General features: G+C 57.5%; 25 protein-coding genes and 2 tRNA genes. 10 read left to right on the plus strand and 17 right to left on the minus strand.

What is annotated here, in order from left to right:
* Positions 1–7: 7 nt before the first annotated feature.
* From uraH to hpxU, 9 genes are all read right to left on the minus strand, one after another.
* Complete coding sequence (gene uraH, locus HFD94_RS03025; RefSeq protein ID WP_010671151.1) at positions 8–343, minus strand: hydroxyisourate hydrolase; 336 nt, start codon at positions 341–343, stop codon at positions 8–10.
* The gene (uraD, locus tag HFD94_RS03030) at positions 340–834 is read right to left on the minus strand and encodes a 2-oxo-4-hydroxy-4-carboxy-5-ureidoimidazoline decarboxylase (RefSeq protein WP_167432742.1); all 495 of its coding nucleotides are present in this window, start codon (positions 832–834) and stop codon (positions 340–342) included. Before uraD ends, uraH begins: the two co-directional genes overlap by 4 nt.
* 2 nt (positions 835–836) lie before the next feature.
* Entirely contained in the window at positions 837–2,090 is a 1,254-nt protein-coding gene (hpxK, locus tag HFD94_RS03035) for an allantoate amidohydrolase (RefSeq protein ID WP_167432743.1), read from the minus strand.
* Positions 2,087–3,322, minus strand: a complete 1,236-nt coding sequence (locus tag HFD94_RS03040; protein ID WP_010671148.1) for an alanine--glyoxylate aminotransferase family protein — start codon at positions 3,320–3,322, stop codon at positions 2,087–2,089. Before HFD94_RS03040 ends, hpxK begins: the two co-directional genes overlap by 4 nt.
* 20 nt (positions 3,323–3,342) lie before the next feature.
* A complete protein-coding gene (locus HFD94_RS03045) occupies positions 3,343–4,074 on the minus strand; it encodes an amino acid ABC transporter ATP-binding protein (RefSeq protein ID WP_010671147.1) in 732 nt (243 codons plus the stop codon).
* Positions 4,055–4,711: an amino acid ABC transporter permease gene (locus tag HFD94_RS03050; RefSeq protein WP_010255156.1), complete on the minus strand. Its 657-nt coding sequence runs from the start codon at positions 4,709–4,711 to the stop codon at positions 4,055–4,057. The genes HFD94_RS03045 and HFD94_RS03050 overlap by 20 nt, the downstream gene beginning before the upstream one ends.
* Entirely contained in the window at positions 4,711–5,379 is a 669-nt protein-coding gene (locus HFD94_RS03055) for an amino acid ABC transporter permease (protein ID WP_010255155.1), read from the minus strand. The genes HFD94_RS03050 and HFD94_RS03055 overlap by 1 nt, the downstream gene beginning before the upstream one ends.
* Positions 5,380–5,389: 10 nt before the next feature.
* On the minus strand, positions 5,390–6,175 hold the full coding sequence (locus HFD94_RS03060) for a transporter substrate-binding domain-containing protein (RefSeq protein WP_010255154.1): 786 nt from the start codon (positions 6,173–6,175) through the stop codon (positions 5,390–5,392).
* A 192-nt stretch (positions 6,176–6,367) separates the two neighbouring features.
* Positions 6,368–7,207, minus strand: coding sequence for a MurR/RpiR family transcriptional regulator HpxU (hpxU, locus tag HFD94_RS03065; RefSeq protein WP_010255152.1), 840 nt, complete (start codon positions 7,205–7,207; stop codon positions 6,368–6,370).
* Between the two features lie 138 nt (positions 7,208–7,345).
* Here hpxU and HFD94_RS03070 point away from each other — a divergent pair, with 138 nt between their 5' ends.
* From HFD94_RS03070 to hpxZ, 4 genes are read left to right on the plus strand one after another with little or no spacing between them, the layout of a single operon-like run.
* Positions 7,346–8,932, plus strand: coding sequence for a gamma-glutamyltransferase family protein (locus tag HFD94_RS03070; RefSeq protein WP_167432744.1), 1,587 nt, complete (start codon positions 7,346–7,348; stop codon positions 8,930–8,932).
* Between the two features lie 12 nt (positions 8,933–8,944).
* The gene (hpxX, locus tag HFD94_RS03075) at positions 8,945–9,127 is read left to right on the plus strand and encodes an oxalurate catabolism protein HpxX (protein WP_003852562.1); all 183 of its coding nucleotides are present in this window, start codon (positions 8,945–8,947) and stop codon (positions 9,125–9,127) included.
* A complete protein-coding gene (locus HFD94_RS03080; protein ID WP_122889168.1) occupies positions 9,124–10,521 on the plus strand; it encodes an AtzE family amidohydrolase in 1,398 nt (465 codons plus the stop codon). Before hpxX ends, HFD94_RS03080 begins: the two co-directional genes overlap by 4 nt.
* Entirely contained in the window at positions 10,521–10,901 is a 381-nt protein-coding gene (gene hpxZ, locus HFD94_RS03085; protein ID WP_010255141.1) for an oxalurate catabolism protein HpxZ, read from the plus strand. Before HFD94_RS03080 ends, hpxZ begins: the two co-directional genes overlap by 1 nt.
* Positions 10,902–10,951: 50 nt before the next feature.
* On the opposite strand, the gene puuE is transcribed toward hpxZ, so the two are convergent.
* From puuE to HFD94_RS03100, 3 genes are read right to left on the minus strand one after another with little or no spacing between them, the layout of a single operon-like run.
* Positions 10,952–11,905: an allantoinase PuuE gene (gene puuE, locus HFD94_RS03090; RefSeq protein WP_010255138.1), complete on the minus strand. Its 954-nt coding sequence runs from the start codon at positions 11,903–11,905 to the stop codon at positions 10,952–10,954.
* A 32-nt stretch (positions 11,906–11,937) separates the two neighbouring features.
* Positions 11,938–12,669 carry an allantoin racemase gene (gene hpxA, locus HFD94_RS03095; RefSeq protein WP_167432745.1) on the minus strand — a complete coding sequence of 244 codons (732 nt, stop codon included), beginning with the start codon at positions 12,667–12,669 and terminating at the stop codon, positions 11,938–11,940.
* The gene (locus HFD94_RS03100; RefSeq protein ID WP_010671140.1) at positions 12,666–13,388 is read right to left on the minus strand and encodes a GntR family transcriptional regulator; all 723 of its coding nucleotides are present in this window, start codon (positions 13,386–13,388) and stop codon (positions 12,666–12,668) included. Before HFD94_RS03100 ends, hpxA begins: the two co-directional genes overlap by 4 nt.
* A 144-nt stretch (positions 13,389–13,532) precedes the next feature.
* Here HFD94_RS03100 and HFD94_RS03105 point away from each other — a divergent pair, with 144 nt between their 5' ends.
* Positions 13,533–15,041 (plus strand): NCS1 family nucleobase:cation symporter-1, encoded by a 1,509-nt coding sequence (locus HFD94_RS03105; protein ID WP_010671139.1) that lies wholly within the window; start codon positions 13,533–13,535, stop codon positions 15,039–15,041.
* A 49-nt stretch (positions 15,042–15,090) separates the two neighbouring features.
* On the opposite strand, the gene HFD94_RS03110 is transcribed toward HFD94_RS03105, so the two are convergent.
* Both HFD94_RS03110 and dnaQ read right to left on the minus strand, forming a co-directional pair.
* A tRNA-Asp gene (locus HFD94_RS03110) sits at positions 15,091–15,167 on the minus strand.
* 134 nt (positions 15,168–15,301) lie between these two features.
* Positions 15,302–16,033 (minus strand): DNA polymerase III subunit epsilon, encoded by a 732-nt coding sequence (dnaQ, locus tag HFD94_RS03115; protein WP_010255127.1) that lies wholly within the window; start codon positions 16,031–16,033, stop codon positions 15,302–15,304.
* A gap of 51 nt (positions 16,034–16,084) precedes the next feature.
* Between dnaQ and rnhA the strand changes: the two genes are divergently transcribed.
* A complete protein-coding gene (gene rnhA / locus HFD94_RS03120) occupies positions 16,085–16,552 on the plus strand; it encodes a ribonuclease HI (RefSeq protein WP_010255125.1) in 468 nt (155 codons plus the stop codon).
* Here the strand turns inward: rnhA and HFD94_RS03125 are convergent.
* Positions 16,534–17,271, minus strand: coding sequence for a class I SAM-dependent methyltransferase (locus HFD94_RS03125; protein WP_010671138.1), 738 nt, complete (start codon positions 17,269–17,271; stop codon positions 16,534–16,536). The genes rnhA and HFD94_RS03125 overlap by 19 nt on opposite strands.
* Positions 17,272–17,313: 42 nt before the next feature.
* Here HFD94_RS03125 and gloB point away from each other — a divergent pair, with 42 nt between their 5' ends.
* Positions 17,314–18,069 carry a hydroxyacylglutathione hydrolase gene (gloB, locus tag HFD94_RS03130; protein WP_010255119.1) on the plus strand — a complete coding sequence of 252 codons (756 nt, stop codon included), beginning with the start codon at positions 17,314–17,316 and terminating at the stop codon, positions 18,067–18,069.
* Positions 18,070–18,140: 71 nt separating this feature from the next.
* A complete protein-coding gene (mltD, locus tag HFD94_RS03135) occupies positions 18,141–19,517 on the plus strand; it encodes a murein transglycosylase D (RefSeq protein ID WP_022625195.1) in 1,377 nt (458 codons plus the stop codon).
* Between the two features lie 110 nt (positions 19,518–19,627).
* On the opposite strand, the gene HFD94_RS03140 is transcribed toward mltD, so the two are convergent.
* A complete protein-coding gene (locus tag HFD94_RS03140; protein ID WP_010255114.1) occupies positions 19,628–20,419 on the minus strand; it encodes an endonuclease/exonuclease/phosphatase family protein in 792 nt (263 codons plus the stop codon).
* Positions 20,420–20,681: 262 nt separating this feature from the next.
* Here HFD94_RS03140 and yafC point away from each other — a divergent pair, with 262 nt between their 5' ends.
* Both yafC and HFD94_RS03150 read left to right on the plus strand, forming a co-directional pair.
* Complete coding sequence (gene yafC / locus HFD94_RS03145; protein WP_022625197.1) at positions 20,682–21,584, plus strand: DNA-binding transcriptional regulator YafC; 903 nt, start codon at positions 20,682–20,684, stop codon at positions 21,582–21,584.
* Between the two features lie 62 nt (positions 21,585–21,646).
* A complete protein-coding gene (locus HFD94_RS03150) occupies positions 21,647–21,793 on the plus strand; it encodes a hypothetical protein (RefSeq protein WP_155724509.1) in 147 nt (48 codons plus the stop codon).
* 1 nt (position 21,794) lies between these two features.
* On the opposite strand, the gene HFD94_RS03155 is transcribed toward HFD94_RS03150, so the two are convergent.
* A tRNA-Asp gene (locus HFD94_RS03155) sits at positions 21,795–21,871 on the minus strand.
* Between the last annotated feature and the right edge of the window lie 162 nt (positions 21,872–22,033).

Here is a 22,033-nt window from a genome sequence, read left to right on the forward strand (position 1 = left end):
CCGCCCATTAACTGCCGCGATAGGTTGACCACGACCAGGGCGAAATCAGAAACGGCAGATGAAAATGGCTGCCCGCTTCGGCAATCATAAAATCGATCTGCGCGCTGACGTAGAGTGCATCCCGACCGGCGGCGGCAAAATAGTCGCCGATTTCTGCCGTTAAACGGTAGTGGCCCGGCGTCAGCGGCTCGGGCGTGAGATCTTTCAGACGCCCGTCGCTGTCGGTTTCACCCTGTGAAATCGGAAACCACCCTTCCGGGCTGTTCTGCTCAAGTGAAATCGCTACACCGCTGGCCGGTTTGCCCAGCGCCGTGTCCAGAATATGGGTGGTAACAGTACTCATTGAATCGTCTCCTTCAGGCGTAACAGGGTAATTTCACGCAGCTGATCCAGCGCCTCCTGCTGCTCGGCAGGATCGCTATTCTGCAACCGACGCTGCAACTCTGCCAGCATCTGCTCGCCGCTGCGCCCTTTGGCGCGAATCAGAAACACCCGTCCAAAACGGGCTTCATACGCCTGATTCCCCTGCTGCATCGCCTGCTGCAAAGCGCTGTCGGCCTGCTGCATGGCGGACTGCTCTCCGCGTGAAAGTGCCGCTTCTTTATCCGTGCGGTTCGCGCGTTCGCCAATGCGGGGATGCGCCGACAGTGCGGCCTCCAGCTCAGGCTGCTGCCACTGGCGGGCCAGCGCATCGGCGGTTTCCCGTAGCGCATCCAGGGTGTCAAAAGGCCGCGCTGCCACCAGCGACTGCTGCCAGTGCGGGATAGCGACACAATGCCGGATGGCCGCCTGCGCCTCATCAGCTGTCAGCTGATTAAATGCGGCTAATTCCATGTTCAGCTCCGTTCAGCAATCAGCGAGACCGCCTGTAAATAAGCCTGCAGCGCGGGCGCCACATCAGCCACCGCGACAGACTCCGCCGGATGGTGGCTGATACCGCGATGGTTACGCACAAATAGCATGCCGACCGGCCAGCGTTCAGCGATAGCGATGGCGTCGTGCCCGGCACCGCTCGGCAGTGACAGGCTGCGACCCTGCACCGTTTCCACCGCATGACTCAGCGCCTGCTGCAGCGCGGAGTCACAGGCGGTGGCACCGATGCGATAATATTCGTTCGACTCAAAGCGGAGTCCACGCCGCAGCGCAATCGCCTCCGCCTGGGTTAACAGACTGGAGAGCAGTGTCTCCAGTGGGTTATCCAGCGGACCGCGCACGTCCAGCGACAGCGATACCTCGCCAGGGATTACATTGACCGCTCCCGGCGCGCAGTTAATCGTACCGACGGTAGCCACCAGTTGCGGATCCTGCTCACGGGTGGTCTGCTCAATAAACACCATCCACTCGGCAGCAGCAGCCAGCGCATCTTTGCGGTGGGTCATCGGCACCGTGCCCGCATGGCCCGCTTCACCGGTGAAACGGCAGTTGAGGCGGCGCGCACCGTTGATGGCCGTGACCACACCGAGCGCCAGATCCTCCTGCTCCAGGCAGGGGCCCTGCTCGATGTGCAGCTCAAGATAACCGACGATATCCTCAACCCGCCGCGCCGCAGATGCGATCCTGTCGCTGTCGAGCCCGACATCCGCCATCGCCTGCGCCACGGTAATGCCGTTGCCGTCAGGATGCGTCACCCAGCTTTGCGGCCAGCTGCCGGTAATGCCACGACTGCCGAGCAGCGTAATGCCAAAACGGGTGCCCTCTTCGTCACCAAAGCCAATGACTTCAATCGCCAGCGGTAAGCGGCGCTGATGTACGTTAAGCCACTGTACGGTTTCAATCGCGCTGAGCACGCCCAGCATGCCGTCGTAGCGACCGGCGTTGCGCACCGTGTCGAGATGCGAGCCAAGCAGTAACGCGGGTGCACCCGCTTCTGCCGCCTCGTAGCGCCCACAGATATTGCCGACTTCATCCTGCCACACCTGCATCCCCGCCGCCTGCATCCACTCACCGACACAGGCGTTGGCGCGCAGATGTTCGGGTGAGAGGTAGACGCGGGTCAGCCCCTCGGCCGTTTCGCTGATCGCCGCCAGCGCGTCGCAGCGCGCCATAACGCGCTGTGCAGCGGCCTGGGCTTCGCTGGCGCTCATCATCATGCGTGGCTCCCGTAGTGATCCCAGGCGGCCTGCGCCGCGGCACCCTGCGGCGTGCGATAGCCGACATAGGTCAGCACCGTTTCCAGCGCGGAGAGAGTCTGCATCACGCAATCTTTGCGCGCGTTATAACCCATGGTGCCGATGCGCCACACCTTGCCATGCAGCGGGCCAAACGAGGTGCCAATCTCAATGCCGAAATCTTCCAGCATCAGCTTGCGCACCTGATCGCCGTTTACGCCAGACGGGATCATCACGCCCAGCACGTTGTTCATTTTGTGTTTCAGGTCGCCGAAGGTCTCCAGCCCCATCCCCTGAATGCCTTTCAGCAATGCTTCACCGTGCAGCTTGTGGCGGGCGATGCCGTTGTCCAGCCCCTCCTGCAGGATCAGCCGGGCGCACTCGCGCGCGCCAAACAGCGCACTGGTCGCTTCGGTATGGTGGTTGAGCCGCTCCGGCCCCCAGTAATCCATGATCATGCCGAGATCAAAATAGTTGGAGTAGATCATCTCCTCTTCGCCATCCTGATGCGCCTCGGTGCGGATCCCCTGCTCTACGCATTTGCGTTTGCGGATCACCGCTTCCATCTCTGCGCTCAGCGTGATCGGCGAGGTACCCGATGGACCGCCCAGGCATTTCTGCATCCCCGCGGATACGGCATCAAGTCCCCAGGCGTCCGTTTCCAGCGCGTTACCCGCCAGCGACGCGGTGGCATCGGTGTAGAACAGTACGCCATACTGTTTGCAGATCGCACCCAGTTGCTCAAGCGGCTGCAGCATGGTGGTTGAGGTGTCGCCCTGCACGGTCAGCAGCAGGCGCGGCCGCACTTTTTTGATCGCATCTTCAATCTGGTCGGGAGTAAAGACTTCGCCCCACGGCACTTCAATGGTGTGCACTTCCGCCCGACAGCGGCGGGCAATTTCGCACAGCAGATGACCAAAGCGGCCAAACACCGGTACCAGCACTTTGTCGCCAGGCCGGATCGATGACAGCAGAATCGATTCGATACCGGCGCGGGAGGTGCCGTCAATCAGCAGTGTCCAGCGGTTCTCTGTGCGAAACACGCCGCGATAGAGCGCCATCACTTCATTCATGTAGTGGGTCATCGCGGGATCGTACTGCCCCAGCAGCTGACTCGACATGGCGCGCAGCACGCGTGGATCGGCATTGATCGGTCCTGGCCCCATCAGCAGACGCTGTGGCGGGTTAAGTTGTGGGTAGTGATTGATATCCATCGTAATTTCCTTTTTCAGAATCAGAGGCGAACCGAAGAGATAAACTGCTTCAGCTCCGGTGACTGCGGCTGAGCAAACAGCGTCTTACTGTCGCCCTGCTCCCAGACGCGCCCCTGATGCATAAAGACCACACGATCGCCCACGTCGCGGGCGAAGCTCATTTCATGCGTGACGAGGATCAGCGTCATCCCTTCTGACGCCAGCTGCTCCAGAACTTTGAGCACTTCGCCCACCAGCTCGGGATCGAGCGCGGAGGTGATCTCATCACAGAGTAAAACTTTCGGCGTCATCGCCAGTGCACGGGCGATCGCCACGCGCTGCTGCTGACCGCCGGAGAGGCTGGCAGGATAGTAGTTGAGACGCTCGCCCAGCCCGACCTTCTCCAGCATCTGCGCCGCCAGCGCCCGGCACTCGGCCTCGCTTTTTTTCAGCACCCGGCGCGGCGCCAGCATCACGTTCTCCAGTGCCGTCATGTGCGGGAACAGATTGAAGCTCTGAAACACCATCCCGACCGAGCGGCTGATTTCACGCGCCTGCGAGTCGCGATCGGTAATCGTCATACCGCCGAGCTTGATGCTGCCCTCCTGATAGCCTTCCAGCCCGTTCATGCAGCGCAGCAGCGTGCTTTTGCCCGATCCGCTGCGACCGATGATTGAGATCACCTCGCCCATGTCGATATCCAGATCCACGCCTTTCAACACATGGTTGTCGCCGTAATATTTTTGCACCTGATTAATGGTGATGAGCGGCATTGAATTTTTTCTCCAGATACTGGCTGTAGCGAGACAGCGGATAACACATCAGGAAGTAGCCCAGCGCCACCAGCCCAAAGACTTTAAACGGCTGATAGGTCACGTTGTTCAGAATGGTGCCCGCTTTGGTCAGCTCGATAAAACCGATAATTGACGCCAGCGCGGTGCCCTTGATCACCTGGACAGCAAACCCCACCGTCGGGGCAATACCGATGCGGATCGCCTGCGGCGCAATGACCCGCCACAGCGTCTGACCAAAGGTCAGGCCGAGACAGCGCGACGCTTCCCACTGGCCTTTTGGCAGGGCGCGGATGCTGCCGTACCAGATATCGACCAGAAAGGCGCTGGTGTAGAAGGTCAGCGCCAGCGAGGCCGCCGTCCAGGGTGCAACATCAATGCCGAACAGGCCGACGCCGAAAAACGCCAGGAACAGCTGCATCAGCAGCGGCGTGCCCTGAAACAGCGCGGTGTAACCGCGTACCAGCCGCGTTAACCATTTGCGTTGCAGCAGGCGCATAAACAGCAGCGGCAGCGTCACCAGCGTGCCGCCGACAAAGGCCACCAGCGACAGCAACAGGGTCCAGCGTGCCGCCAGCAGCAGGTTGCGCAGGATGTCCCAGTCGGTAAAGGTCGTCATCATGATGGCTGCACTCCAAACCATTTACGGCCAATCGCCAGCAGCAGATGGCGCATTGCAATCGACAACGCCAGGTAGATCAGCGTGGTCACCAGATAGACCTCAAAACTTAAGAAGGTGCGCGACTGGATCAGGTTGGCGGCGAAGGTCAGCTCCTCGTAGGAGACCTGCGACACCACCGACGAACCCAGCATCACGATGATGCACTGACTCACCAGCGCCGGATAAATGCGCTGCAGCGCGGGCGGCAACACCACCCGCAGAAACGTCTGGCTGCGGGTTAATCCCAGCACCCGTCCCGCTTCCCACTGCCCTTTGGGTGTCACCTGTATTCCGGCACGAATAATCTCGGTGCTATATGCCCCGAGGTTGATCAGCATCGCCAACAGCGCCGCCTCGCCAGCAGTGAGTTTCAGCCCCAGCGCAGGCAGACCGAAAACGATAAAGAACAGTTGCACCACAAACGGCGTGTTGCGGATCAGCTCGACATAGATGCCCCACAGGCGGCTCATCCAGCTGGGTCTGCCACTGCGCAGCGCCGCGCCCGCAATGCCGAGCGCCACACCACCGGTAGTCGCCAGCACCGTCAGCTGAATGGTGACCCAAAGACCGGAGAGCAGCTCCGGCCAGTAGGGCCACAGGGCGGGAAAGTTAAGTTGCCCGGTCATGAATCTTTCCTCAGGCGCCGAGGTTGGCGGGCAGCGGCGCTTTCAGCCACTCTTCTGACAGTTTATTCAGGGTGCCATCTTTGATGCCCTGCTCAATCAGCGCATTCACTTTCGCTTTCAGTGCCGGCTGATCTTTCTTCAGGCCGATATAGCAGGGAGAATCTTTCAGCATAAACTGCGCCACCGGCGCTTTAGCCGGATTCTGACGGGCAATGGCGGCGACCACCAGGTTGCCGGTCGCCACATACTGCACCTGACCGGAGAGATACGCAGACAAGGTAGTGTTGTTATCTTCGTAGCGTTTCACCTGTGCATCTTTCGGCGCAACGTCACTGAGCACCATGTCCTCTACTGCACCACGTGTTACGCCGATCGATTTGCCGCTCAGGGCAGACGCCGCTTTGATTTCATCGCCTTTCGGCCCGAATACACCCAGGAAGAACGGCGCATAGGCGCGGGTGAAGTCGATCACTTTTTCCCGCTCGGCATTTTTACCCATGCTGGAGATGACCAGGTCGACCTTGTCGGTTTGCAGATAAGGCACGCGGTTGGCACTGCTGACCGGCACCAGCTGCAACTTAAGTTTCATCTGCTTTGCCAGGTATCTGGCCGTGTCGATGTCATACCCCTGCGGCTGCAGATCGGTGCCAACCGAGCCAAACGGCGGGAAATCCTGCGGCACGGCGATGCGAATGACGCCGCGTTTCTGGATGTCCTGCAGTTGATCGGCCAGCGCGCTTCCCGCTTGTGCCATCAGTAATGCCGCTGTCGCAACCGCCATCAAAACTTTTTTCATTATGCACCCCGGTGAGATTAACGTGAAACAAAAGATTCTTTGAGATGCAATCTGCAACTAATGTGCCAATCCGGACGGCCACAGAAAAAGGGTTAAGCGGCAAAGCATTCGGCTGAAATCTGGCGTAATCGGGACGACTACGCCGGGGGAAGGTCTGTTCTGAAATGGGGCAAAGCACCAAAACGGTGCCTTTTAGCGGTGCTCCAGCTCGTCAAACTGCTGGTAAAGGTCGGCGATCTGATGAATGCGCTGACGTCCCTGTGCCAGCATTTCATGCAGCAGTGCATTGGCAATCAGGTTAACCAGACTCATGGCGGAGCCATAACTGTCGAAGGCGGAAACGCTGTCCAGCGGCGTACAGAGCTGCCAGCGCGCCAGCGCAATCACCGTCTGCGCCTGCGGCTCACACAGCGCCAGCAGCGGGATACCGGCCGCCTGCAACTGCTGCATCAGCGGGCGAATGATGCGGGGACGACGACGGAAGGCCATCACGACCACCATATCCTCCGGCGTAATATCCACCAGCTCCTCAGCCAGCGTCTGGCCCGGCTGCGGCAGGATATGTACCTGCGAACGCGCCTGCACCAGCTGCTGTCGCAGATGCAGTGCCACCGGATAGGCGTTGCGCATGCCGATGATAAAGACGCGTTTTGCCTGCGCCAGCTGCTGGATAACCTCATTAAAGTGCCGGGCATCCAGACTGTTCACCCACTGCGTCAGGTTAGCCATCTCCTGCTTGTAGTGTCGCGCCAGCAGCGTATTGCCCTGCACCGCATCACGATTATCGGTCAGCGGCATGCCGCTCTGGCGCAGGATGCGTAACTCATCACGCATATCCTTGTATTTTTCATAGCCCAGACGCTTAAACAGCCGGCTGACCGTGGCTTTCGACACGCCACTGAGCCGCGCCAGCTCGGCACTGTTGTAGCTGATCAGGTCATCGAAGTGGTCAAACACGAAGTCGGCAATACGCTGCTCCTGCGGGGAGAGCTGGGGATAGTGACTCCTGAGTCGTTCATCAAGCTGTTTCATAACCCGTCCTGTAACTTTTGTTTCAGCAGAAGCTAGCACAATTTGCGCCAGGTTAACCGGCGTATTGTCAGCTCAGGGTGAAAACTGGAACAGCTCTTGCTTTGTTATCGGTTCTGTCACCCGGATAACGAGAAAAAGATGATTCAAAGCAATATGGCCCCGCAGGGGATGGCGGTGACGCCACACCATCTGGCGAGTGAAAGCGCGCTCGCGGTACTGCGTGATGGCGGTAATGCCATTGAAGCGATGGTGGCCGCTGCCGCGACCATCGCCGTGGTCTACCCGCATATGAATGGACTGGGCGGTGATGGTTTCTGGCTGATTCTGCCGCCCGGCGGCGATCCTGTCGCTATCGACGCCAGCGGCGCAGCCGGTTCGCTGGCTCATCACGATTTCTACGCCGATCACCCTAAGATTCCGCATCGCGGGCCGAAAGCGGCGCTGACCGTGGCCGGTACGGTCAGCGGCTGGCAGGAGGCACTGAATCTCTCGGCTGAGATGGGCACCCCACCGCTGCCGCTGGCACGTCTGCTGCGCGATGCGATTCGCTACGCCGCTGACGGTATTCCGGTGACTGCCTCACAGAGCGCCGCCACCGCGACGTTCCGCAGTGAATTGCAGCATCAGCCTGGCTTCAGCGCCACCTTTATGCCTGACGGCAACGTGCCGCAGCCAGGCAGCCGTTTTACCCAGTCCGCCCTGGCAAACACCCTGAGCCAGCTTACTGAAGAGGGACTCGACAGCTTTTATCGCGGCCCGCTGGCTCACCATATGGCCGATGAGATGGCCACGCTGGGCATGCCGGTGACGCTGGCCGATCTGCAGCAGCATCGCGCCCGCCGCACGACGCCGCTGCATCTCTCCCACAGCGAAGGTGACATCTGGAATATCACCCCGCCAACGCAGGGCATGGTGTCGCTGGCGATCCTGGGCATCACCGATCGGCTGGAGATGGCGGAGGCTGACGATGCGCAGACGGTGCACCGTATCGTGGAAGCCACCAAAAAAGCATTTGCACTGCGCGACAAACACATCACCGATCCGCGTCACGTCACGGAAGATTTGCAGGCGCTGCTGGACAGCGATCACCTTGCCACGCTCGCCAGCCAGATCACCGATGGAGAGGCGGCGGCATGGGGAAACGGACGCGGGCCGGGCGATACGGTCTGGATGGGCGTGATGGACAGCAGCGGCCTGGCCGTCTCCTTTATTCAGAGCATTTATCACGAATTTGGCAGTGGTGTGGTGCTGCCCGGCACGGGTATCACCTGGCAGAACCGCGGCGCCGCTTTCAGCCTCGATCCTGACCATCTGCTGGCCCTGGCACCCGGTAAGCAACCGTTTCATACCCTGAATCCCGCCGCCGCACGGCTGAAAGATGGCCGGACGCTGGTGTATGGCGCGATGGGTGGGGATGGACAGCCGCAGACTCAGGCGGCGATTTTTACCCGCCATGTGATTCAGGGCTTGCCGTTACAACAGGCAGTCAGTGCGCCGCGCTGGCTGCTGGGCCGGACCTGGGGGCAATCATCAGACTCGCTGAAACTGGAAGGCCGTTTTGACGACGAAACGGTATTGATGCTGCGTCTGTGGGGACATGAGGTGGAGCTGCTGCCGGACTTCAGCGAATCCGTAGGCCATGCGGGCGCCATTGTGCGCCACAGCAACGGCATGTTTGAGGGCGCAAGCGATCCACGCAGTAACGGCAGCGCCGCCGGTTTTTAACAGGAGCGAATCATGAATCAACACGACTGGGCCAGCTACATCGGCCATATGGAGCAGATACTGCAACTGGAACTGGATGACGCCCGCCGCGCTGAACTGCTGATCCAGCTGTCGCGTATCGCGGAGATGGCCGCGCCGCTGATGGCGTTTCCGCTGGATGACCGGCTTGAAGTGGCAGGAGTATACCAGGCATGAGATTAGGTGACGTTTCGATTCAGACCCTGCAGCGGGCGATTCAGCAGGGTGAAATCAGTGCGCTGGAAGTGGCAAAGCGCACGCTGCAGGCGGTTGAGCAGCACAATCCGGCGCTGAATGCCTGGACGGAAGTGACCGGGCCGCGCATGTTAAAAGAAGCCAGTGCGATTGATGCGCAGCGGCAGCGCGGCGAAACCCTGCCACCGCTGGCGGGCATCCCGTATGCGGTAAAAAACCTGTTTGATGTGGCGGGTCACACTACCCTGGCCGGTGCCAGCCTGTTCAGCGACCGGCCGGCGGCACGTGCAGATGCGTTTGCTGTCGATAAACTGCGTCGCTCTGGTGCGCTGCTGTCTGGCATGCTGAACATGGATGCCTACGCGTATGGTTTTACCACCGAAAACAGCCACTACGGCGCGACGCACAATCCGCGCGATCTCAGCCGCGTGGCTGGCGGCTCGTCAGGCGGTTCGGCGGCTGCCGTGGCCGCCGGTCTGGTCCACTTTTCACTGGGCACCGACACCAACGGCTCGATTCGGGTGCCCGCGTCGCTGTGCGGTATTTTTGGTCTTAAGCCGACCTTTGGCCGGTTGTCACGCAGCGGCAGCCATCCGTTTGTCGCCAGCCTCGATCACATCGGTCCTCTGGCGCGGCGGGTTGAAGACCTGGCGCTGGTATATGATCTGTTGCAGGGCGCAGACCACACCGATGCGTTTCAGGCCGATCGCCCGCTGGCCGCGACGCTACCGGGGCTGTCACAGGGCAGCGAAGGCTTGCGCTGCGGCGTACTGGGTGGCTTTTTTGCCCGCTGGTGCGATGAGGATGCCCGCGCTGCCGTCGCGGTGATCGCGGCAGCACTTGATGCACAGGAAGAGGTGCTGATGCCAGACGCTGAGCTGGCACGCTCGGCGGCGTTTATCATGACCGCGGCAGAAGGCGGCAATCACTATCTGCCCGCCCTGCGCCAGACGCCTGAGCAGTTTGAACCCAATTCACGCGAGCGTCTGCTGGCCGGTGCCATGATGCCAGGTGCCTGGTACGTGCAGGCGCAGCGTTTCCGCCGCCATTTCCAGCAGCAGGTGTTGCCGCTTTTTGATCGGTTTGATGTGCTGATAGCGCCGGCGACACCCTGCAGCGCGATCACCATCGGTCAGCAGACCCTGTCGATTCAGGGGGAATCGCTGCCCGCTAAGGCGAGCATGGGTATGCTGACGCAGCCGATCTCCTTCCTGGGATTGCCGGTCTGTACCGTGCCGCTGGCGACCCGAAGCGGTCTGCCGATTGGATTACAGCTTATCGCCCGTCCATTTAATGAAGAGGCGGTGTTACGTGCCGCCTGGGCACTGGAACAACGCGGCATTACGATACCGCAAATCAATATGGCTGGAGCCTGATGAACAGAGAGATTAATTTACCGCAGGTAGTCACCGAGGTGACGGCGCAGTTTTACCGCTACGAGCAGGCGCTGGTCAGCAATGACGTGGCCGAACTGGATGCGTTGTTCTGGCACGACCCGCGAACCGTGCGCCTCGGCGCAGGTGAGAATCTGTATGGCATTGATGAGATTCGGGCCTTCCGCGCCGCGCGTCCTTCAGCCGGGCTGAACCGGACGCTGCGAAACACCGTGATCACCACCTTTGGCGAGGATTATGCGGTCTGCAGCACCGAATTTACCCGCACCGGCAGCGATAAAATTGGCCGTCAGCAGCAGACCTGGGTACGCATGCCCCACGGCTGGTGCATCGTAGCGGCGCAGGTCAGCCTGATGAGCTGACATCGTCCGGCGCTTCGCCCGATCAACGCGGGGCGAGCGCCGGAACCGGCTTAAGGTGCCGGGTGCGTGTTGATCCAGTGGTCAGCGATCTGCTGACGGGTACAGATCCAGACATCCTCATGCTGCTGGATGTGATCGAGAAAATTCTGCAACGCGCGGAATTTGCCAGGACGGCCCAGCAGGCGGCAATGCATACCGATCGACATCATCTTTGGTGCGGTTTCGCCCTCTTCATACAGCACATCGAAGCTGTCGCGCAAATAGGTAAAGAACTGTTCGGCGGTATTAAATCCCTGCGGCGAGGCAAAGCGCATGTCATTGCACTCCAGGGTGTAGGGGATAATCAGGTGCGGCTTAACCGTTCCATCCTGACAGGTGACCTGGGTCCAGAAAGGCAGATCGTCGCCGTAGTAGTCACTGTCATAGCTGAAACCGCCCTGCTCCACCACCAGCCGCCGGGTATTCGGGCTGTCGCGGCCGGTGTACCAGCCGGTCGGCGCTTTACCAAACAGATCGACCAGCACATCGACCGCCTGCTGCATATGCTGGCGTTCGGTTTTTGCATCCATGCCCTGATAGTGGATCCAGCGCCAGCCGTGACTGACCACATCGTAGTCAGCCTGTTTAATTGCCTCGACGACTTCCGGATGACGCGCCAGCGCCATCGCCACGCCGAAAACCGTTAACGGCAGACCGCGTTTCTGGAATTCGTTGTGGATGCGCCAGAAACCGGCGCGTGAGCCGTACTCATACAGCGACTCCATCGACATGTGGCGATCGGGATAGCTGGCTGCCCCGATGATGTCGGAGAGGAACTGCTCTGAGCCGGTGTCGCCGTGCAGCACGCTGTTTTCTGCGCCCTCTTCGTAGTTCAGAACAAACTGCACCGCCACACGGGCGTTGTTGGGCCAGGCGGCGTGCGGCGGATGAGCGCCATAACCGATTAAATCGCGCGGATAGTTTTTATTAAAACTGTACTCTTTCTTCTCTGCAGCGTCAGTCATCACTCCACCTGTTTTGATTCGGGAAAGTTCCGTTAGTTTAGATGCTGAAACGCACCTGAGAGAGGTTTCTGCAAAGGCCAGGCCAGATCACCATGTTTGCTGGTGCCAAAACCAAGCGCCACCAGCGACTCCACCATCTTCACCGCCGCGCTGACGCCATCGATCACCGGCAGGCCGAGCTCCCGGGTCAGCTCCCCGGCCAGCGTCGCCATTCCGCCACAGCCCAGCACAATCGCCCCGCTGCCATCTTCCCGTTTAGCCTGAATGCAGCGCTGCCGCACTTTTTCCTGCGCCAGGCCGCTGCCATCTTCCAGCGCCAGTACCGGCAGATCGATGGCATGCAGCGCGGCACAGTGATGGGTAAAGCCATACTGCTGCAGCAGATGACGCGCAATCACCAGGGTGCGCGGCAGCGTGGTGACAATGGAGAAACGCGTCGCCAGCAGCGTGGCGGTATGCATCGCCGCTTCCGCAATGCCGATCACCGGTCCGCTGGCCAGCTCGCGTGCCGCCAGCAAACCCGGATCGCCAAAGCAGGCAATGACGTGGCCGCTAACGCCCTGCGCTCTGCCCAGTTTAATCTGGTCCAGTACGCCGATGGCGGCGATCGCCTCATCGAAGTGCCCTTCAATGGAAGGCACGCCCTGCGACGGCGAAACAGCTAGAATTTCGGTGCCCGGTGCGGCGACCGCACGCGCGGCCTGACCGATAGTTTCGGTCATCGCCAGGCTGGTATTAGGGTTAATAACCTGAATCAGGCTCATGAGGCCGCTCCAGAGCCTGCGGCAAACAGTCGGGAAAAGTCGGGCAGCGTTTCCCCGCTGCGCTCAAAGTGCAGGCTGGAGACGATGTGCTCGAAGTGATGCTGTAGCGCCTGCGTCAGCGGCTGCAGCGCACGCGCGCGCAATAACTGAAGCAGATTCGCATGATCGTCACAGCGGCAGCCACGCTGCCAGGGTGCGCCATAGGCGGCGATCACCAGTGATGAGCGCTGCGTCAGACTGGTCACCATGCCGGTGAGCACCTGATTCCCGGAGATCGCCTGTAACTGAATATGAAAGGCCGCTGACAGCCGGATGGCTGCCGGGCCATCATGATCGGCGTGCGCCTGATTCTCCTGCGCGATGAGCTGCTCCAGCGCCACCAGATGCGGGGGCTGCAGATGGGCCAGGACCACTGGCAGATTAGCGCACTCCATTAAACTGCGGGTTGAGAAGATATCCCGCGCCTCTTCAACGCCGGGTGTGGAGACCTGCGCACCACGTTTGGGCGTCAGAGTGACCATTTGCACCGCCGCGAGGCGTTGCAGCACTTTGCGGATGCCGGTGCGGCTCACACCGAAGACCCCGGAAAGGGCCTCTTCCGGCAGTTTACTGCCCGGCGGCAGCTGATGCTCAACAATGGCGTTCATCAACGCCTGGTAAATCCCTTCATCTTTATCCTGCAGCCTGGTGGCGTCTCGCTGTCCTGTTTTACTCGTCATTACCCGCTCCGGTCGCTTGCTGTACGCCACATATCGTATACGTGAAAAATAAATATTGTATACAAGAAAAGAGATCTGGCCTGGATCCTGCAATACCGCTTTACCAGATTATTCATTCCACTCTCGGGTAGAGGAGCAGGTTTCATGCCAAATCAATCAACGGTGGCCAGCACGGCCTCTGAAGCCAACGCCCGTTACAGCCCACGACTCTGTAACGACGACCTGGCACCGACTCGCGATCAGAACTGGTCGTGGTACAACATTTTTTCTTTCTGGATGTCGGATGTGCACAGCATGGGCGGCTATGTGGTGGCCGCCAGCTTCTTCACGCTGGGATTAGCCAGCTGGCAGGTGCTGCTCTGCCTGCTGGCGGGGATCTGCATCGTGCAGATCTGTGCGAATCTGGTGGCGAAACCGAGCCAGATGGCGGGCGTCCCCTATGCGGTGATCTGCCGTCAGGCGTTTGGGGTGTTTGGTGCCAATATCCCGGCAGTGATACGCGGTCTGATCGCGTTCGCCTGGTATGGCATCCAGACCTATCTGGCGGCGAATGCGCTGATGCTGGTGCTGCTGAAGTTCGCGCCGTCGCTGACGTCGATGACCGTGCCGCACTGGCTTGGTCTGTCGCTGCTGGGCTGGTGCTGCTTCGGCATTATGTGGTTACTGCAGGCGATGGTGTTCTGGCATGGCATGAACGCCATCAAACGGTTTATTGATGTCGCCGGACCGGCGGTCTATGTGGTGATGGTGGCGCTGGCGGGCTGGATTGTATACAAGACCGGCTTCGATGGGATCTCGTTTACTCTCGCCAGCAAATCGCTGACCGCAGGCGAGCAGACGTGGCAGATGATTACGGCGACGGCGCTGGTGGTCTCTTACTTCTCCGGGCCGCTGCTGAACTTCGGTGACTTTTCACGCTACGGCAAAAGCATGTCAGAGATCCGTCGCGGCAACCGCTGGGGACTGCCGTTTAACTTTCTGCTGTTCTCGGTGGTGACCGTAGTGATTGTGTCGGGCACCCAGTCGCTGTTTGGCAAAATGATTACCGATCCCATCGAAACCGTGAGCATGGTCGGCAACGATCTGGCGGTCGCGATTGGATTGCTGACCATGATTACCGCTACCATCGGCATCAATATCGTGGCGAACTTCGTCTCGCCCGCTTTTGACTTCTCCAACTGTTCACCGCAGAAAATCAGTTTCCGTACCGGCGGGATGATCGCTGCGGTGGGGTCGGTGCTGTTAACGCCGTGGAATCTGTTCCAGTCTCCTGAGCTGATTCACTATACGCTGGATGTGCTGGGATCGTTTATCGGGCCGCTGTTCGGGATTCTGCTGACCGATTTCTATCTGATTAAACGTGGACGTATCTCGGTCGACGATCTTTTTAACGATACGCCAGCAGGCCGTTACTGGTATCGCGGTGGCTTTAACCCTAAAGCGATTGGCGCACTGCTGCCATCGGTGGCGATTTGCCTGGTGATTAGCTTTATCCCTTCCCTGCATCAGGTGGCGAATTTCAGCTGGTTTATTGGCGCCGGTCTGGCGGCAGGCTGCTATCGCTTTATCGCCCGTGAAGATCGTGAGGCGGAGGATGTCGCCCGCTGGCAAGGCGAGGTGATGCCGCAGAAGAACCAGGCCACCGCTGAATAGCAGACAGCAAAAAGCCGATTCATTTCTGAATCGGCTTTTTTAAAGAGATTGGCGGAACGGACGGGGCTCGAACCCGCGACCCCCTGCGTGACAGGCAGGTATTCTAACCAACTGAACTACCGCTCCGCGCTTTGTTCCCCGTCGGGAACGAGGCGCATAGTAATGGCAGCCTGTTGCGACGTCAACGCTTTTTCCAGGCGAACAAATCGTTTGCTGTTTTTTTCAGCTTGCCGTTGATTTTATCCACAAAAATGCGTAATTCAGCCGCGCCACAGGCAGCTGCCACCCTTTTTCATCACCAGATCCAGACGTGACTCATGGGCAACCACTTCTTCATCGCTGGCCGTGACCACTCGCAGTGCAGAGGTGGGACGCACGATGCGCTGGATGCTCTCTCCCTGCGCCTGTCGGGCGCTTTCACTTTCCGATAAAAAGGAGAGTGAAGTCTGTCCGCCGGTCATCGTCAGGAAGACTTCAGCCAGAATCTCGGCATCGAGCAGTGCGCCGTGCAGGGTTCGTTTGCTGTTGTCTATTTCGTAACGCGAGCAAAGCGCATCAAGGCTGTTGCGCTTGCCGGGAAACATACGGCGCGCCAGCGCCAGACTGTCGGTGATTTTGCAGAAGGTTTCGGTTTTCTCAATGCCACGGTTCAGCTTTGCAAACTCGTAGTCCATAAAGCCGATATCAAACGGGGCGTTATGGATCACTAATTCAGCACCGCGAATGTAGTCGAGAAACTCATCGGCAATCTCGCTGAAGGCAGGCTTGTCGGCCAGGAACTCATCGGCAATGCCGTGTACGCCAAAGGCTTCGGGATCGACCAGCCGATCGGGCTTGAGATACATATGGAAATTGTTACCGGTCAGGCGACGGTTAATCACCTCTACCGCACCAATCTCAATGATGCGGTGCCCCTCATAATGTACCCCGATCATGTTCATGCCGGTGGTTTCAGTATCGAGAACGATCTGGCGGTTATTTGCAGTGCTCATAAGACCCGTTTTATGTCAGACTTAGCGTTTTTGAGAGGAAGTCTACCAGAGATGCGCAAACAGGTAGAAATATTCACCGATGGATCCTGTCTTGGAAATCCCGGCCCCGGCGGTTATGGGGCGATTTTACGCTACGGTCAGCATGAGAAAACCTTCAGCGCGGGCTATCACCTTACCACCAATAACCGGATGGAGTTGATGGCGGCGATTGTCTCACTGGAAGCGCTGACTCAGCCGTGCGATGTGGTGCTCAGTACCGACAGTCAGTATGTGCGTCAGGGAATTACCAGCTGGATCCATAACTGGAAAAAGCGTGGCTGGAAAACCGCCGACAAAAAGCCGGTGAAGAATGTCGATCTCTGGCAGCGTCTCGACTTAGCACTCAGCACCCATAAGATTCAGTGGGAGTGGGTTAAAGGCCATGCCGGACATCCGGAAAATGAGCGCTGCGACGTGCTGGCCCGCAGCGCGGCTGAAAATCCCGCTTTTGAGGATATCGGTTATAAAACCGAATCCTGATCCTCTGCCTGCCGGAACTGGCGTGTGGCATTGACCGTCTGGCGGATCTTGCTGGTGCTCATACTCTTCTTAGCCCGGGTCGGCAGCAGCGGGAAGGTGCGTTTACGTGCCACCACAATATTCAGACAGCCCAGCGCCGGTAAGTGGGCGCTGATCAGTTTTCCGCCCTGCCGATGCCACGGCAGCACCTGAAAGCGGGTGCGATAGACTACCTCATAATTCAACAGTCCCAGCCAGTCGACTAACCGCACCTGGCTGAACATCCGTCCGCTCCAGGGGGCTTTGCGGTTCAGGCCCGGCACCATCTTACTCACGCCGAGCAGGCTGAATGGATTGAAGCCGCTGATAATCATCCAGCCATCATCAATTAACACCCTATCTACTTCACGTAACACCCGGTGAGGATCCTGGCTCCAGGCGAGCGTATGGGCCAGCAAACAGGCATCGATCGACTTCGACTCAAACGGCAGTTGCATCGGGTCAGCCAGCACCTGTAACAGCTCACCTTCCCTGCCAACATTGACCTGATGTGAAATAGCACAGTTTTCGGTGTTGATTTCTGCGCTGAGGTTGCCAAGCTTAAGCATATGAAAGCCATAAAGCTTTCCAAGGTAAGGCTGAAGCTGCTGCGTTAGCGCGTCGCGGAAATAATCTCCCCACGGCATATCGCGCCATGACAGCGGTGCGTTCAGAATCTGGCGTGATTTAGCGGGCTTCATGCTTTACGCTCTTCCTTTTCCTACGACCTGCGAGAGGTGATGATGAATCTTACCAGTATTCCTGCGTTGCAGGACAACTACATCTGGACGCTGACTGATGATGACGGTAAATGCCTGATTGTCGATCCCGGCGAAGCCCAACCGGTGTTAGAAAAAATGGCCTCCAACGGCTGGCAGCCGGTCGCTATTCTGCTGACTCACCACCATAACGACCACACGGGCGGAGTGAAAACACTGTGCGAGCATTTCCCTCAGCTTGAGGTCTATGGTCCCCAGGAAACTGCGGCTAAAGGGGCCAGAACCATAGTCAGCGAAGGCGATAAGGTCACGGTACTGGGCCTGACGTTTGAGGTGATCCACACCCCTGGTCACACTTTAGGACATATCTCATATTACAGCTCACCTTATCTTTTCTGTGGTGACACACTCTTTTCGGGCGGCTGCGGACGCCTTTTTGAGGGCACGGCAGAGCAGATGTATGATTCCTTTCAAAAGCTTAACCAGCTTCCAGGTGAAACATTAGTCTGCTGCGCACATGAATATACTTTATCCAATCTGAAGTTTGCTGCGGCTATTCTGCCCCATGACCCACAAATAACGGCCGAATATCAGAAAATTAAGGACTTACGCGCTGAAAATGGCATTAGTTTGCCCACAAAACTGGCGCACGAACGGACAATAAATTTATTTCTTCGCACGCAAGACGTTGATTTACAAAGGGCATTAAACGTTAACGTTACTGATGAACCCGTATGGCGTTCATTTGCCGTTCTACGCGAGAAGAAAGACGCTTTTTGATTTTTCGGGTTGTGTTGTGAAAAGTCGTCACGTATAGTTGCTCGTCTTTTAAGCGAACTATTGACACACACATGAAGGCTAAAGCGATCTTACTCGCCTCAGTCTTGCTGGTAGGATGTCAGGCGTCCAGGAACGATGCCAATATCCCGGTACAGCATGCACAGAGTCTGTCTTCAGCTGGTCAAGGTGAAAATGGAAAGTACGGAGACGAGTTTTTGTCGCCGCGATGGCAGGAAGATGGAACTGGCCTCGCAGCAGACGCAGATCTCTGGAGTTTCATTAGTGACGAGTTGAAGATGGGGATTCCGGAAAACCCGGCAATCCGCGAACAAAAAAGTAAATTTTTAAAAAATAAGAGCTATCTCCACGATGTAACATTACGGGCAGAGCCGTACATGTACTGGATAGTCGAGCAGATACAGAAACGTAAAATGCCGATGGAACTGGTACTGCTACCCATAGTGGAGAGCGCTTTTGACCCCCGGGCAACTTCATCAGCCAATGCCGCTGGTATCTGGCAGATTGTTGCTGCAACAGGTCGAAACTATGGTTTGAAACAGAACCAGTATTACGATGGGCGACGCGATGTGGTCGCATCCACGAAAGTTGCGCTGGATATGATGCAGCGTCTTAACACCATGTTCGACGGCGACTGGTTATTAACCATCGCAGCGTACAACAGTGGTGAAGGACGTGTACTCAAAGCGATAAAGCAGAACAAGGCGCGCGGTAAGCCGACTGACTTCTGGCATTTATCGCTGCCACGTGAAACGACCGTGTATGTGCCTAAAATGTTAGCTCTGAGTGAACTGCTCAAAAATAACAAGCGTTACGGTATCAAACTGCCGACACCTAATGAAAGTCGTGCTCTGGCGCGAGTGGAAGTGGGTCAGCAGATACAGCTGACGCAGGCTGCCGAAATGGCGGGTATGTCGCTCACGAAACTGAAGAGCTTCAATACCGGTTACAAAGGCGGCGCAACAGCGCCAAACGGCCCACACTATATTATGGTGCCGAAGTCGAACGTCGCGAAACTGCGTAACTCACTGGCTTCTGGTGACATCGCAGCGGTACAGCCTACTCAGCTTGCGAAAGCCAGTGCGAGTGGCGGGTACAAAGTGCGACGGGGTGATACGCTCTCTGGTATCGCCTCAAAACTTGGCGTTAGCGTCTCGACACTGAAGCAGGATAACAACCTGCGCGGTGCTGATATCCGACCGGGTCAGACTCTGACCATTGGTTCGAATGGCACCCGACTGGCTGATAACGGCAACAGCATCACCTATCGTGTTCGTAAGGGTGATTCTCTTGACAGTATTGCCCGTCATCACGGCGTTAATATCAAAGACGTGATGCGCTGGAACAGTGTGCTGGACAGTGCGAAAGATATTCAACCCGGCGATAACTTAACGCTGTTTGTGAATAATAACGCAACACCTGATACCTGATACGTTGAAAAGGCTGACATTTGTCAGCCTTTTTCTTTTATTCATCCGCCACCGTTTACTCATCTGCCGGACTTCCCTCCTCCTTCTGCAGGCTCGCTTAATGCACCGGACTAGCTTCCTGAACTGAACTCCACCAGTAAGGGGTTATGGTCGGACGCGCGCGTCACCAGCACGGATGCCTCACTCACCCTGAGATCGCGATAGAAGACGAAATCCAGCGGGCGACCAAAGGCTTTACGGCGGTGATCGGCAGTGAACATGACCTCTTCCAGCTTCATTCGCTGTGCAAAACGGTAGAGTGCATTGATACGCTGACGGCTCCAGGCATTGAAATCCCCGGCCATAATCACCGGCCCCTGGTGATGCATGATCTGCTCCCCGATTGGCCCCAGCTGTTTACTGTAGACGTCGACGCCCAGGCTGAAATTTACCGCATGGATGTTCACGACCATCAGCATTTCCCCCGTGGGCAGCGGATACGCCGTGACCAGTGCCGATTTTGACAGCCTCAGCAGAGGCTCACGCTCACGCAACGGGCAGCAATAGACCGGGTGCGCAGAGGCGAGCGTCATCACCCCAGAGGGATGCTGAGGCAGCACAAAGGCAGGTACCTGATCGGCAGCAAGATAATTACTGGTGGCAAATTCCACCAGTTCTGGTGTGGTCTGCGCTTCCTGCAGTAATACCAGGTGCGCATCTTTACCAAATCCTTCCAGTACCGACATCCAGTCTGCGCGTTGCTGCTTGAAGATGTTCCACACCAGAACTTTGAGGTTTGGGTGCGCGGGCAAGGGTGCGCCGGGTGGCAGTGCCTGACCGAGATGGAGCATCGCGCCAGGTGGAAAGATCTGTTCCACTGGTTGTCCTGCTACATATCGCATTGCATAAGTTTTTTTGCGCACTTTCCCGCCTGGCTGATGATTCAAAATACAGTTAACACCTGTCTGTTATAGGGATTTTAGACCGGGGTTTCAATGGATGCAGGTGAATGTCAGAATTCATCACCTTTTCCAGAATAAAGCAGCCCTTTTACGTTCGCTAAGCAAAACGAGGCAGATCAGGCGGTGACATCCCCGATGTCATCGTTAACGGCTCCTGTACTGGTTATAACAGCATTATCAGTCATAAACTGGCTTAATGGCCATGTGACTGCAGGGAGGAAGAATGAAGGCATCTTCTGATGAACTAAAAGTGTTTGTCAGCGTAGTAGAAAGTGGAAGTTTCAGTCGCGCTGCTGAACAGCTGAAGATGGCTAACTCTGCCGTCAGCAGGACAGTTAAAAAGCTGGAGAGCAAGCTGGGTATTGCCCTGCTGACCCGCACAACACGGCAGCTGGCGCTTACGCAGGAGGGCGAACGCTATTTTCGCCATGTTCAACGTTTTTTGCAGGAGATGACCACGGCAGAAAGCGATTTGATCGAGAGTTTACAGGCGCCTAAAGGACTACTGCGCGTTGATGCCGCGACGCCGGTCATTCTGCATTTGCTGATGCCGATGATTAAACCCTTTCGTCTGCGCTATCCTGACGTGACTCTTTCTTTGATCTCCTCAGAGAGTTTTATCAATCTGATTGAGCGGAAAGTGGATATCGCCATTCGCGCCGGCAATCTCACCGACTCAACGCTGCGCGCCCGGCTGCTGTTCAGGAGCTTTCGCAAGATGGTTGCTTCACCCGCCTATCTCCGTGAGCATGGGACACCGCAAACGGTGGCTGAGCTGGATAACCACCACTGTCTCGGCTTTGATGATTCCCCACGACTCAATCGCTGGCCCGTCTCCCGTGAAAGCGGCGAACTCTATGATATTAGCTGGGCTATCTCCTCTAACAGCGGAGAGACGATTAAGCAGCTCTGTCTTACCGGTAATGGTATTGCCTGCCTGTCGGACTATATGATCGATCGTGAAGTTGCTGAGGGAAAACTGGTGGAAGTGTTGGCCGATCAGCGTCTGCCGGTCGAGATGCCCTTCCATGCTGTTTACTACAGTGATATTGGCGTAAGCCAGCGTGTGCGCGCTTTTATCGATTTTCTGAGTGAGTGGACAGCTGACCAGCCGTGGCGTACCTGAAGTCTACAGGGGCAGGCCTGATCGGGGTCTGCCCGCACACAATTTGGAAGGGGTGGGATCGATTGCGCGATTATCGCTTCAGATTCAAAGAATTAGCGATCGTTAAAATGATCCGGGAGATCGAAGAGAATCAGCGCGGTGTATTTTTCCGTGTTGAATTTGCTGCAATGGAAAAAGCCCTGACCGTTAAGTCAGGGCTTTCCAATTAAGTGGCGGAACGGACGGGGCTCGAACCCGCGACCCCCTGCGTGACAGGCAGGTATTCTAACCAACTGAACTACCGCTCCACCGATTCTTTCACAGCTGTCAGCAACTGGCTGATGGCCGTCTGTTCCTGTTATTTTCCTTGTCAGGGGAAAAGGAACGAATTTGATGCCTGGCAGTTCCCTACTCTCGCATGGGGAGACCCCACACTACCATCGGCGCTACGGCGTTTCACTTCTGAGTTC

The sequence above is a fragment of the Pantoea sp. EKM20T genome, assembly GCF_011800485.1.
GTDB lineage: Bacteria > Pseudomonadota > Gammaproteobacteria > Enterobacterales > Enterobacteriaceae > Pantoea > Pantoea agglomerans.

What these genes read in the sequence shown, in the direction of transcription:
- uraH (WP_010671151.1), bottom strand. Translation starts at nt 343, where the DNA reads ATGAGTACTGTTACCACCCATATTCTGGACACGGCGCTGGGCAAACCG.
- uraD (WP_167432742.1), bottom strand. Translation starts at nt 834, where the DNA reads ATGGAATTAGCCGCATTTAATCAGCTGACAGCTGATGAGGCGCAGGCG.
- hpxK (WP_167432743.1), bottom strand. Translation starts at nt 2,090, where the DNA reads ATGATGATGAGCGCCAGCGAAGCCCAGGCCGCTGCACAGCGCGTTATG.
- HFD94_RS03040 (WP_010671148.1), bottom strand. Translation starts at nt 3,322, where the DNA reads ATGGATATCAATCACTACCCACAACTTAACCCGCCACAGCGTCTGCTG.
- HFD94_RS03045 (WP_010671147.1), bottom strand. Translation starts at nt 4,074, where the DNA reads ATGCCGCTCATCACCATTAATCAGGTGCAAAAATATTACGGCGACAAC.
- HFD94_RS03050 (WP_010255156.1), bottom strand. Translation starts at nt 4,711, where the DNA reads ATGACGACCTTTACCGACTGGGACATCCTGCGCAACCTGCTGCTGGCG.
- HFD94_RS03055 (WP_010255155.1), bottom strand. Translation starts at nt 5,379, where the DNA reads ATGACCGGGCAACTTAACTTTCCCGCCCTGTGGCCCTACTGGCCGGAG.
- HFD94_RS03060 (WP_010255154.1), bottom strand. Translation starts at nt 6,175, where the DNA reads ATGAAAAAAGTTTTGATGGCGGTTGCGACAGCGGCATTACTGATGGCA.
- hpxU (WP_010255152.1), bottom strand. Translation starts at nt 7,207, where the DNA reads ATGAAACAGCTTGATGAACGACTCAGGAGTCACTATCCCCAGCTCTCC.
- HFD94_RS03070 (WP_167432744.1), top strand. Translation starts at nt 7,346, where the DNA reads ATGATTCAAAGCAATATGGCCCCGCAGGGGATGGCGGTGACGCCACAC.
- hpxX (WP_003852562.1), top strand. Translation starts at nt 8,945, where the DNA reads ATGAATCAACACGACTGGGCCAGCTACATCGGCCATATGGAGCAGATA.
- HFD94_RS03080 (WP_122889168.1), top strand. Translation starts at nt 9,124, where the DNA reads ATGAGATTAGGTGACGTTTCGATTCAGACCCTGCAGCGGGCGATTCAG.
- hpxZ (WP_010255141.1), top strand. Translation starts at nt 10,521, where the DNA reads ATGAACAGAGAGATTAATTTACCGCAGGTAGTCACCGAGGTGACGGCG.
- puuE (WP_010255138.1), bottom strand. Translation starts at nt 11,905, where the DNA reads ATGACTGACGCTGCAGAGAAGAAAGAGTACAGTTTTAATAAAAACTAT.
- hpxA (WP_167432745.1), bottom strand. Translation starts at nt 12,669, where the DNA reads ATGAGCCTGATTCAGGTTATTAACCCTAATACCAGCCTGGCGATGACC.
- HFD94_RS03100 (WP_010671140.1), bottom strand. Translation starts at nt 13,388, where the DNA reads ATGACGAGTAAAACAGGACAGCGAGACGCCACCAGGCTGCAGGATAAA.
- HFD94_RS03105 (WP_010671139.1), top strand. Translation starts at nt 13,533, where the DNA reads ATGCCAAATCAATCAACGGTGGCCAGCACGGCCTCTGAAGCCAACGCC.
- dnaQ (WP_010255127.1), bottom strand. Translation starts at nt 16,033, where the DNA reads ATGAGCACTGCAAATAACCGCCAGATCGTTCTCGATACTGAAACCACC.
- rnhA (WP_010255125.1), top strand. Translation starts at nt 16,085, where the DNA reads ATGCGCAAACAGGTAGAAATATTCACCGATGGATCCTGTCTTGGAAAT.
- HFD94_RS03125 (WP_010671138.1), bottom strand. Translation starts at nt 17,271, where the DNA reads ATGAAGCCCGCTAAATCACGCCAGATTCTGAACGCACCGCTGTCATGG.
- gloB (WP_010255119.1), top strand. Translation starts at nt 17,314, where the DNA reads ATGAATCTTACCAGTATTCCTGCGTTGCAGGACAACTACATCTGGACG.
- mltD (WP_022625195.1), top strand. Translation starts at nt 18,141, where the DNA reads ATGAAGGCTAAAGCGATCTTACTCGCCTCAGTCTTGCTGGTAGGATGT.
- yafC (WP_022625197.1), top strand. Translation starts at nt 20,682, where the DNA reads ATGAAGGCATCTTCTGATGAACTAAAAGTGTTTGTCAGCGTAGTAGAA.